This window comes from uncultured Megamonas sp. (assembly GCF_958438645.1).
GTDB lineage: Bacteria > Bacillota > Negativicutes > Selenomonadales > Selenomonadaceae > Megamonas.
The window spans coordinates 1-11079 of sequence record NZ_CAUBSM010000021.1 but is presented as its reverse complement, the minus strand read 5'-3'; the positions used below and the strand labels follow the sequence as shown (position 1 = coordinate 11079).

Annotated in this window: 11 protein-coding genes, 4 tRNA genes and 1 riboswitch; of the genes, 4 read left to right on the top strand and 11 right to left on the bottom strand. The window is 31.3% G+C overall.

Annotation, left to right across the window (positions count from 1 at the left end):
* Positions 1 to 252 precede the first annotated feature (252 nt).
* Positions 253 to 1560, top strand: a complete 1308-nt coding sequence (locus Q5I67_RS10270) for a hemolysin family protein (RefSeq protein WP_296922425.1) — start codon at positions 253 to 255, stop codon at positions 1558 to 1560.
* Positions 1561 to 1625: 65 nt separating this feature from the next.
* Here Q5I67_RS10270 and Q5I67_RS10265 read toward each other — a convergent pair whose 3' ends face one another.
* From Q5I67_RS10265 to Q5I67_RS10250, 4 genes are all read right to left on the bottom strand, one after another.
* The gene (locus Q5I67_RS10265; protein WP_302487256.1) at positions 1626 to 3545 is read right to left on the bottom strand and encodes an alpha-amylase family protein; all 1920 of its coding nucleotides are present in this window, start codon (positions 3543 to 3545) and stop codon (positions 1626 to 1628) included.
* Positions 3546 to 3684: 139 nt separating this feature from the next.
* Complete coding sequence (locus Q5I67_RS10260) at positions 3685 to 4500, bottom strand: MetQ/NlpA family ABC transporter substrate-binding protein (protein WP_302487255.1); 816 nt, start codon at positions 4498 to 4500, stop codon at positions 3685 to 3687.
* A gap of 27 nt (positions 4501 to 4527) precedes the next feature.
* On the bottom strand, positions 4528 to 5181 hold the full coding sequence (locus Q5I67_RS10255; RefSeq protein ID WP_296897445.1) for a methionine ABC transporter permease: 654 nt from the start codon (positions 5179 to 5181) through the stop codon (positions 4528 to 4530).
* Complete coding sequence (locus tag Q5I67_RS10250) at positions 5150 to 6211, bottom strand: methionine ABC transporter ATP-binding protein (RefSeq protein WP_296897447.1); 1062 nt, start codon at positions 6209 to 6211, stop codon at positions 5150 to 5152. The genes Q5I67_RS10255 and Q5I67_RS10250 overlap by 32 nt, the downstream gene beginning before the upstream one ends.
* A 164-nt stretch (positions 6212 to 6375) precedes the next feature.
* Between Q5I67_RS10250 and Q5I67_RS10245 the strand changes: the two genes are divergently transcribed.
* Entirely contained in the window at positions 6376 to 6795 is a 420-nt protein-coding gene (locus Q5I67_RS10245) for a nitrous oxide-stimulated promoter family protein (protein ID WP_296899514.1), read from the top strand.
* 86 nt (positions 6796 to 6881) lie between these two features.
* Here the strand turns inward: Q5I67_RS10245 and Q5I67_RS10240 are convergent, their stop codons facing one another.
* Positions 6882 to 7523 (bottom strand): flavin reductase family protein, encoded by a 642-nt coding sequence (locus Q5I67_RS10240; protein ID WP_296899512.1) that lies wholly within the window; start codon positions 7521 to 7523, stop codon positions 6882 to 6884.
* A gap of 160 nt (positions 7524 to 7683) precedes the next feature.
* Between Q5I67_RS10240 and Q5I67_RS10235 the strand changes: the two genes are divergently transcribed.
* Complete coding sequence (locus tag Q5I67_RS10235; RefSeq protein ID WP_296899510.1) at positions 7684 to 8559, top strand: DMT family transporter; 876 nt, start codon at positions 7684 to 7686, stop codon at positions 8557 to 8559.
* A gap of 40 nt (positions 8560 to 8599) precedes the next feature.
* Here Q5I67_RS10235 and Q5I67_RS10230 read toward each other — a convergent pair whose 3' ends face one another.
* Positions 8600 to 9400, bottom strand: coding sequence for an amino acid ABC transporter substrate-binding protein (locus tag Q5I67_RS10230; protein ID WP_296899508.1), 801 nt, complete (start codon positions 9398 to 9400; stop codon positions 8600 to 8602).
* A gap of 214 nt (positions 9401 to 9614) precedes the next feature.
* Between Q5I67_RS10230 and Q5I67_RS10225 the strand changes: the two genes are divergently transcribed.
* Positions 9615 to 10070 carry a DUF441 domain-containing protein gene (locus Q5I67_RS10225; RefSeq protein ID WP_296899506.1) on the top strand — a complete coding sequence of 152 codons (456 nt, stop codon included), beginning with the start codon at positions 9615 to 9617 and terminating at the stop codon, positions 10068 to 10070.
* A gap of 55 nt (positions 10071 to 10125) precedes the next feature.
* On the opposite strand, the gene crcB is transcribed toward Q5I67_RS10225, so the two are convergent.
* The 5 genes from crcB to Q5I67_RS10200 form a co-directional block, all read right to left on the bottom strand.
* Positions 10126 to 10500 (bottom strand): fluoride efflux transporter CrcB, encoded by a 375-nt coding sequence (gene crcB, locus Q5I67_RS10220; RefSeq protein ID WP_296899504.1) that lies wholly within the window; start codon positions 10498 to 10500, stop codon positions 10126 to 10128.
* Between the two features lie 82 nt (positions 10501 to 10582).
* Positions 10583 to 10648: riboswitch (Fluoride riboswitch) on the bottom strand.
* A 48-nt stretch (positions 10649 to 10696) separates the two neighbouring features.
* Positions 10697 to 10772, bottom strand: a tRNA-Val gene (locus tag Q5I67_RS10215).
* A gap of 7 nt (positions 10773 to 10779) precedes the next feature.
* Positions 10780 to 10854 (bottom strand) — tRNA-Glu (locus Q5I67_RS10210).
* Between the two features lie 7 nt (positions 10855 to 10861).
* A tRNA-Lys gene (locus Q5I67_RS10205) sits at positions 10862 to 10937 on the bottom strand.
* 8 nt (positions 10938 to 10945) lie between these two features.
* Positions 10946 to 11020, bottom strand: a tRNA-Gln gene (locus Q5I67_RS10200).
* Positions 11021 to 11079: the final 59 nt, after the last annotated feature.

The window sequence follows — 11079 nt, the reverse complement described above, 5'->3', positions numbered from 1 at the left end:
GGCTCGAACTCGCGACCCTCACCTTGGCAAGGTGATGCTCTACCACTGAGCTACTCCCGCGTTGTCTTGTTGCTTTACTAAACGTATCAGCGACGTTGATTATTATATATTAACCCGTACTAAAATGTCAATACTTTTTTTGAAAAATTTTAGTAAAATTTTTTCAAACTATGTAAAAATTATCGTCAAAATAGCATTTATCATGTATAAGTGGTATAATATAATATATTTTAGATAAGGAAGTGTTGATATTTGGATATTCCCGAGACGGATTTATTTATTGGATTAATTTTTATATTAATTTTAATAAATGCTTTATTTATTCTTTCTGAAGTAGCTATTGCTGATTCTCATAAAAATCAATTAGAAAAAATGCTTGATGAAGGTAAAAAGAAAGCTTCTGAGGCATTAAAAATAATTGACAAACCTACAACATATTTGATTGCTGTGCAGATAGGTAACGTTAGTTGTAATATTTTAATAGGTCTTTTAACTGGTATTTCACTTGCACCTTTTATCATTCACAACTTACAAAAAATCTTTCCAGATTACAATAATTATATAGAACCTATCTCCTTAGTTTGCACTACATTTGTAATCATCTTATTGTGTTTGATTTTGAGTATAACTTTACCACGCAATATAGCCCTTACAAAACCAGAGTCTTATCTACTCACACTATTAACACCATTGAAAATCTGGAAAAAACTTTTATCCCCATTTATTAGTTTATTCATTTCTATAGCTAATACATTATTATTGATTTTTGGCATCAATCCTCAAAATAATGATAGTGTTACTGAAGATGAGGTAAAAGATTTAATCGAAAAAGGTACAGAAGATGGTACTTTTGAAAAAGCTGAACAAGATATAGTTGATCGTATTTTTCATATGAGTGACCAAACAGCTTATTCATTAATGACACCTCGTACACAGATGATATGGCTTGACCTTGAAGATAGTTTAGAAGATAATTTAAAATTTATCAAAGAACATAATCAAAATGTTTTTCTTGTGGGTAAAGATAATCTTGATGAATTTGTAGGTATTGTTTATGCTAAAGATATTTTAAACGAATTATTATCCAACAAACCTCTTGATTTAGAAAAGCTCATGCATAAACCTATGTTTGTACCTCGTGCTATGGAAAGTTTTCGCGTACTTGAAAAATTCCGTGAAAGTGAAATCAATGAAGCTGTAGTCCTCGATGAATATGGTGGTGTTGTTGGTTTTATCACTATCTTTGACATCATCAATGAAGTCTTAGGTGATATCACAGGCAAACCTGTGGCAAATTCACCACAAATCATACAACGAGATGACCACTCTTGGTACATCGATGGACTTTTTGATATTGACGATTTTAAAGAAAAATTTGACATTGAAGTATTGCCAAATGAAGATAGTGGCCATTTTCAAACTATGGGTGGCTTTATCACTTCATATTTCGGCTACATTCCTAAAGTCGGTGAAAAAATCATCTGGCATAAATTTCGCTTTGAAATCATCAGTATGGATAAAGCCCGTATTGACCGCATCTTAGTTACACAGATAAAATAAACAATAATAAAAAGGCGTTAACCTTAAATCTAGGGTTAACGCCTTTTATTTATTATAGTTTCATATTATGCTTTTTTACTTCTCCAAAGCCATAAAATACCATGTCCTGGCAATTTCAATCCTGATGCTTTAAAATCTTTTTGTTTTGTCAATAATTCTTTATATAATCCATCTTGTTCATTAATCCATGCCATTTGTTCATATTCACTGAAATTATAAACACCAATGAATTTTTCAGTTTCTGTTTCACGCACCAATGCAACTGTAGATTTATTCCATGTATCCAAAGTATAAATATTAGCATCTGTAGAGAATACATCATATTGCAAACGTATTTTTTCCATTTTGCTAATACCTTGATATACTTTTGCTTGAATAGCATTATCTATTTTACGACGACCTGCTTTACGCCAGTTAAAAGCACCGCGATGAATATAACGAGAATCTGCTTGTTTATATTTATCATTTTTATAATCCCAATCATTATATTGAGCTACTTCATCACCACTGTAAATAACAGGTATACCAGATAAACTAAACAAGAATCCATGCAACATTAAATCCAAATCAATAGCTGATTGTATACCATCTTTATCTTTTTGTTTGTCATAATACTCTATACCGCATAAAGAAGCTGTAGTACCACAAAGACGAGCATCACCTAAAGATTCATCGTCATTATATAATTCACCGCAACTGAAAGAATCTGGATATTTTCCTGTGAAGAAATCATTTAAATATTTTTTATGCGCAACTTCTTCTATTCCTTGATATCTCAAGAAACCATAATCTAAGCCCCAACCGATATCATCATGACAACGTAAATAATTTTGGAAAATATACTGTTTTGGTAAAGAAGCTAAAATATCAAGCTGATGTTTCAACAAACTAACATCTCTAGTCGCTACAGTATGCCATGTTGTAGCCATAGTAGTTACATTATAAAGCATATGACATTCTGGCTTTTCTATTGTACCAAAATATGGAACTACTTTTTCTGGTGCCATTACGACTTCACCTAATAATAATACAGATGGGCAAACTATTTCTGTAATCATACGCATCATACGCACTAAAGTATGAACTTGTGGTAAATTACGGCAATTTGTGCCTAATTGTTTCCAAATATATGGTACAGCATCTAAGCGAATAATATCTATACCTTGATTTGCCAAATATAGCATATTATAAACCATTTCATTAAATACTGTAGGATTACGATAATCCAAATCCCATTGATATGGATAGAAAGTAGTCATTACAAATTTATTAATATCTTCTAAATAAGTAAAATTACCTGGTGCTGTTGTTGGAAATACCTGCGGACATTTTTCTTCAAATAATCTTGGCATATCGTAATTATCAAAGAAGAAATATCTATCTTGATATTCTTTTTCTCCAGCTCTTGCTTTTTTTGCCCATTCATGTTGATTAGAAGTATGATTCATAACGAAATCTAGACAAATACTGATTTTATTATGATGACATTTTTTAGCTAATTTACGCAAATCTTCCATTGTTCCCAACTCTTCTTGAACATTGCGAAAATCTGCTACAGCATAACCACCATCACCTTCATCTTTTGGAGATGTCAACAAAGGCATCAAATGAATATAATTTACATTGCTTTCTTGTAAATAAGGTATTCTTTTTTCAAATCCCTTTAAAGTGCCAGAAAAATTATTTACATACATCATCATTCCGATGAAATCATTGCCTTTATACCAATTATTATTTTTTTCACGTGCAATATCTAATTCTTTTAAATAATCTTCTCTTTGATTATAAAAATCTCTTAAATTCTTAATTAAATCATCAAAATAATTCAAAGGATTTGGCTGCTGTTGATACAATTCACAATAAAGCCATTTTAGTTCATCATAGTATTTATGTAATCTGACTTCAAATAAATCTTTATCATCAACTTTAGATGCCACTTTTACATCTTTTTTAGACATATTCTTTTTATTTTTTTTGCTCTTCATATAAAAATCCCTCCATTGACATTTAAATAAAAATATCATATCTATTTATTTAGATATCGATGCTTTTTATTCCTGCTAAAAAAAAGAAGATATCTACAATAAATTATTATCTATTGTAGATATCTTCTTTCCTTTAAGCTTATTCAAAAGCAGGAACTACTGCACCTTTATATTTTTCTTCAATGAATTTTTTAACAGCTTCAGATTTTAAAGCTTTCATTAATTTTTGAATAGCAGGTTTATCCTGATCGCCTTCTCTAACAGCTACAATATTTACATATGGAGATGTACTATCTTCGATAATTAAAGCATCGCTAGCTGGTACAAAACCTGCTTGCATTGCATAATTTGTATTAATTACCGCAGCATCTACATCATCTAAAACGCGTGGAAGTTGAGCTGCTTCAACTTCTTGGAACTGAATATTTTTAGGATTTGCTGTAACATCTTGTACTGTTGCTTTGATATCATTATTATCTTTTAATGTAATAATACCAGCTTTAGCCATTAAAAGTAAAGCACGACCGCCATTTGTTGGATCATTAGGAATAGCTACTAAAGCACCATCTTTTAATTCATCAAGAGATTTTACTTTTTTAGAATAAATGCCCATAGGTTCAATATGAACACCGCCAGCACTTACAAGTTTTACACTATGTTCTGCTGTAAATTCATCCAAATAAGGTTGATGTTGGAAAAAGTTTGCATCTAATTCCCCATCATTTAAAGCTAAGTTTGGCTGTACATAATCATTGAATTCAACAATCTGTAAGTCAATGCCTTCTTTAGCTAATTCAGGTTTTACCTGTTCTAAGATTTCCGCATGAGGCACAGCTGTTGCTCCAACTTTCAATACAGTTTTTTCACTAGATGCAGTATCTGTGCTAGAACCACAACCAGCTAGAGCTACTACTGCTAAAAGTGCAGTAGCAATTACTGCCAATAGTTTTTTCATTCGAAATCCTCCTTAATATAAATAAAATTATTTCTTATTCAATTTTTTAGCTAACATATTACCTAAAAATTGAATTACTTGAACTAATATAATAAGAACGACAACAGTCGCTAACATTACTTCTGGATTAAAACGCTGATATCCATAACGAATAGCCAAATCACCTAAGCCACCGCCACCTACAGCACCAGCCATAGCAGATTCACCAATTAAGACAATAATAACAGTTGTCAGTTGTGCTACAATACTTGGCATAGCCTCTGGAAGCAATACACGTCTTATGATCTGATAAGGTGTTGCTCCCATAGATAAAGCTGCTTCTATCAAACCATAAGGAACTTCACGAAGGGAAGTTTCCACCAAACGAGCAATAAGAGGTATAGAAGCTATAATAAGCGGTACAATAGCTGCTGTTGTGCCGATAGATGAACCTACTACTAATCTTGTAAAAGGAATAATTGCTACCATTAAAATAATAAATGGAATAGAACGTACACAGTTTACAATAGCAGATAATGTTTTATTAGCTATACCTAATTCTAAAACCTGATTTTTACCTGTAGCCAATAATAATACACCAAGAGGAATACCTATAGCAGAGGCAACAATCATAGATACAGCTACCATATATACAGTTTCACCTAAGGCCTTAGGCAATAACATGAGTGCGTCGCTGAACATATCCTATCACCTCCACTTTTAAATCTTGTTCCATTAGAGATTTTATCGCTTCTTTAATCTGGTCTTCTTGTCCATCTAAACCGATGATCATTCTGCCAAATTGTACCATTTGAATCTGAGATAAATCTCCAAATAATATACTTATATCTAACTCTGGGAATTTACGAATAAGCCCTGCAATTACTGGATTATCTGCTGACTCTCCGATAAAAGTCAAACGAAGTAACATAGTTGCATCTTTTATATATTCCTTATGCACTTTACCATTGCGATAAGCTGCTGGAAGTTCATTGCTACTAAGTACACTCATGAATTCTTTAGTAATTGGCTCTTTAGGATTAGTAAAAATTTCTAATACTGTACCATTTTCTGCAATTACACCATGGTCTAATACAGCTACCTTATCACAAAGGTCTTTAATAACCTGCATTTCATGAGTGATTACTACTACTGTCAATTGCAATTTTTTATTTATATCTCTAATTAATTCCAATATAGCTTTTGTTGTCTGAGGATCAAGTGCTGATGTCGCTTCATCACATAATAATATTTTTGTATCATTAGCCAAAGCTCTCGCTATACCTACACGTTGTTTTTGACCGCCAGATAATTGAGATGGATATTGATGAGCTTTATTTTCAAGACCAACCAATTTTAATAAAGGTTCTACTTTAGACTTTATTTCTTCTTTAGATTTTCCTGCTAATTTTAAAGGAAAAGCAATATTATCATATACTGTGGAAGTAGACAATAAATTAAAATGTTGGAATATCATCCCAATATCTTTTCTAGCTTCACGAAGCTGTGATTCTGTCATTGTAGTTAAATCTTTACCATCAACAATAACACTACCAGAAGTAGGTCTTTCTAGCATATTTATACAACGAACTAATGTAGATTTACCCGCACCACTTAAACCGATAATCCCATAAATTTCTCCACGCTTAATTTCTAAATTAATATCTTTTAATGCGTGTACTGAACCATTTGGGGTATCATAAGTCTTTACAATATTTTTTAACTTTATCATATCAATTATACACTCCAAATAATACCTAATCTTATTAAGAAAGACACTATCATAAAAATTAAACCTTGTCAAACTATTATGCTATTTCTTGACATAAATTATAATAAACCGTAAAATTAAATAAGTACTTATAAATTTATAATTATAAATCAGGGGAGACTGCTATGGGAATTTTTTCAAGATTTTTACCAAAAAGAAAACCGGTTGAAATAAAAAACAATGTACCTAAAGAAAAAGAAGAAATTCGTAAAACATTTGGTGTTTATTGTCACAGCCATCATAATACATCTGGAAGTAAACTTTGTCCAAAATGTACAGCATTATTGACTACAGTAATGACGAAAATCAGTAGATGTCCATATGGTATCACTAAACCAATCTGTGAACGTTGTGACCGCCCTTGTTTTGGCACTAAACAGACAAAAGAATTTCGCAATATTATGCAAAGTACACAGAAAAAAATGTTCTTACGTCATCCAATGTTAGCTTTCAAACATAAGATGAAAAGCTGGGGCGTAGATTACGCAAAACATGAACAAGAGAAAAAACAAGCTGCTAAAGCTAAAGCTCGTTCCAAAAAATAAATTATTTTAACCAAGATAAAAAGCTGGCCTAGAAATGGTCAGCTTTTTTATTTTCTTATCAAATTATATAAACTTATATAAACATATTATTGCTTTTTAAACATGGATTTTGGCTGTTTACAAATAGGACAAACAAAATCATCTGGTTCTTTAGTTAAATCACCTTCATAAATATACCCACAAACTTGACAAGCCCATGTTTCTTTATCTGTAATCTTTTCTGGAGCTTGATATGTCGGTGCATTTTTTGGTGCTTTTCCCTTAATTACTTCATGATAATATTTATAAGTCATTGGATTATAATTAGAAACTACTTTTGCATCTTGTACACGTGCTAAAATTACAAAATGAGTTTCCATTTCTGTCATAGTAATAACTTCTGCCGTTATATGTGCACAACTATTTTCATTTACGACAGGAAGACCGTCCATATATTCCCATGCAAAAATATCACCATCAAATTTATCCGTATCTTTTCCTGAAGAAAAACCTAATTTTGCTATTACATTTTGTGTAGTTTGTTCTGATAAAATAGATACTGAAAATCTACCTGTGCGTTTTATACATTCATAAGTATAGTTATTCTTATTCATACTAATAGCAATAACCGGATTATCACTAGTAATTTGAATAACTGTATTTACGATACAACCTGTTGGTCTAGTCCCATCTAATGTACCAATAGCATACATTCCGTAACTCAATTTCCATAATGCTGACATTTCCATAGTCTCATCTCCTTAATATATTTTTAATAAATAATAATTATTAATTAATATCTTATCTAAATTTTAATATAATCACCTTTAAAAAGCAACACTTATTTACAATAAATAAAAAAAATAATAGAATATAGCTATTATTTTCATATATTTTCAGGAGGTCATTATGTCTTCACAATTAAAAGGTACATTACTTATAGTCACAGGTACTATATTATGGGGTGCCTCTGGAGTATTATCTCAACATTTATTTGTAGATAAGGCAATATCCGCTGAATGGCTAGTCACTGTTCGCTTAATTTTATCAGGTATTATTTTACTATGTATTGATGCTATTTTACATCAGGGAAATATTTTTTCTATTTGGCATACTAAAGATAAATTTCCTTTAATATGTTTTGGTGTTTTTGGTATGTTAGGCGTTCAATATACATACTTTGGTACTATTGTTCATAGTAATGCCGCTACAGCTACTATACTACAATATTTAATGCCAATTGCTATTGTTCTTTATCTATTAATTACAACTCATCGCTTACCTTCATTTAAAGAATTACTTGCTATCTTCTTAGCTATGCTAGGGACTTTTTTCCTAGTTACTAAAGGAAATTTTTCCACTTTAGCAATATCTGTAGAAGCTCTCATCTGGGGACTTGTTTGTGCTTGCTTTGCTGCTTTTTATACATTACAACCTCGAACCATCATCAAAAAATGGCGTTCTACACTAATCATTGGTTGGGGTATGTTAATTGGTGGTATCTTAATGTCCTTTTATCAAAAGCCATGGGATTTTACAGGAATTTTAGATATTGATATGATAATTACGCTATCGGCTATTATTATTTTTGGTACAGCAATAGCTTTTTGTGCCTATCTTGAAAGTACAAAATATCTTTCACCTACAAAAATCAGTGTATTTGCTTCATTAGAACCATTTTCTTCAATTATTTTATCAATTATATTTTTAAATATATCATTTGGTTTATTTGAATTCATCGGTGCCATTATCATTATTTTAGCTGTAACCATATTATCCAAATAAAAAAGCGAGAACTTATCGTTCTCGCTTTTATTCATTATTATTATTTTGTAGTTATATCTTTACCAAACCATTTTTCAGAAATCTTAGCGATTGTGCCATCAGCTTTCATTTCATTCATTACTTTTTGAACATCATCGCGAAGAGCTTGATTGTCTTTTGCAAATGCAATACCAAAATCAGTAGGTTCACCTACAACAATATCAGTTTCTTTAAATGCGTCAGCATGTTTTTGCATATAATAAGTACCAATAAGTTCATCAGTTACAACAGCATCAATTCTGCCATTTTCTAAATCCATGAAAGCATCGATATAATCACCATATTTTTTTACTTCACCAAATTGAGCTGCATAATCTTTATTATTATCTAAGAAATCTTCTGCTGTACTACCACTTTGTGTACCAATTACTTTGCCTTTTAAATCTTCAAGAGATTTTATGTCGGAATTCACTGGAACAAATACAACTTGACGATTTTTCATATATGGATCGCTAAATAACATATTTTCTTTACGTTTTTCTGTAATATCTAAACCGTTCCAAAGAATATCTACACGACCACTTTTAAGTTCTGCTTCTTTACTAGACCAATCAATTGCTTTGAATTCTACTGGACGATTAAGTCTTTTTGTAGCTTCTTTAGCTAAGTCTATATCAAAACCAACAATTTCATTATTTTCATCTTTAAATCCCATTGGTGGATAACTATCATCTAAACCAATAACAATAGGTTTATCACTGCTTCCACTAGAAGAAGATGTTTGTTTTTCTTCGCTTCCACAACCTGCTATTAACATAACTCCTAATAGCATAGATAAACACAATACTAATAACTTTTTCATAAAAATTTCCTCCCAATATAAATATATAATATTTATCTATAATTTCATAGTAATGCTTTAATAAGCTAAAGCATTAACTTGTTATATTGTAACAAATATTTTATAAAAAAGCTATAGTTTTTAAAAAATTTTTTTACAGTTTTTGTTTTTTCAAAAACCATATGATAAAATAGAAAAACAATTTAAATAAAAAATATATAAAGGACGTGTTTTCATGAGTAATGAATATATTATTCTCTTAGTTCTCTTAGCATTGAGTTATATAGGGCATAATATGTCTGTATTTTATGCTGTTGGTATAATTCTAATATTAAAAGTTTTTCATTTAGATAGTTTAATGCAATTAGTAGAAACAAATGGCTTAAATTACGGTATTATTTTGCTCACAATTGCTATTTTGATACCACTAGCTAATGGAAAAATAACAATCCAAATGATGATTAATAGTTTTACTTCTCCTATTGGAATATTAGCATTATTAGCTGGTATCTTCGCCGCTGTAGCTGGTGGCTCTGGAATATCATTATTAAAAGACTCTCCTGATGTTGTATCTTCTTTAGTAATTGGTACTATGATTGGTGTATTTTTCTTCAAAGGCGTTGCCGTTGGTCCTTTAATTGCTGGAGGAATTACATATATGGTTTTAAGCTTATTAAAATTATTTCACTAAGAATTTAATAAAATAAAAAAGCGATACATTTATTTTGTATCGCTTTTATTTTTGACTATAAAACTATATAAACTAGTATTCTACCTAACCATGCTACCAAAAGTCCACCAAAAGTATTTAATCCTACATTTAATAATACAGAAATAAAATCACCTGTACGCCACAATAATAAAGTTTCATTTGTAAATGATGAAAATGTAGTAAGTCCTCCTAAAAATCCCACTGTCAAAAACAAGGAAAGATACATCGAGGCTCCCTGCATTTTTTCTGTCAATATAGTAGCAATAATACCTATAAGAAAACAGCCTATTAAATTTACTGTTAATGTTCCATAAGGAAAATGGCCTAATTTATTTACATATGTAGTAATCAAATATCGCATAGCTCCACCTAAAGAACAACCTAACATCACCACTAATAATTTTGTCATAAAAACCTCCTCAATTGCTTATGGTCTTTTAATTTATATAAATAAAAAACTCCTGTTATATATATCTAAAATTATTAAATATAATATAACAGGAGTCATTACTGTATCGTTTACAGATTTATCGGTGAACTCCATCACCATCTATTAAATTTATAAATAAAAAAACTCCTTGAAAATCAAGGAGATTAATTACTAATGGTGGGCGGTAACAGGATCGAACTGCTGACATCTTGCTTGTAAGGCAAGCGCTCTCCCAGCTGAGCTAACCGCCCAAGAGATTGGTGACGCGTATGGGATTCGAACCCATGAAGCCGCCGTGAAAGGGCGGTGTCTTAACCACTTGACCAACGCGCCATTGTAATGGTGGCTCACCCGAGATTCGAACTCGGGACACCCTGATTAAAAGTCAGGTGCTCTGCCAACTGAGCTAGTGAACCGATTTAAATGGCAGGGGTAGCTGGATTCGAACCAACGCATGTGGGAGTCAAAGTCCCATGCCTTACCACTTGGCGATACCCCTATCATAACTGGCAACTTCCTATCCTCCCAGCACGTCTCCATGCAAGTACTTTCGGCCTC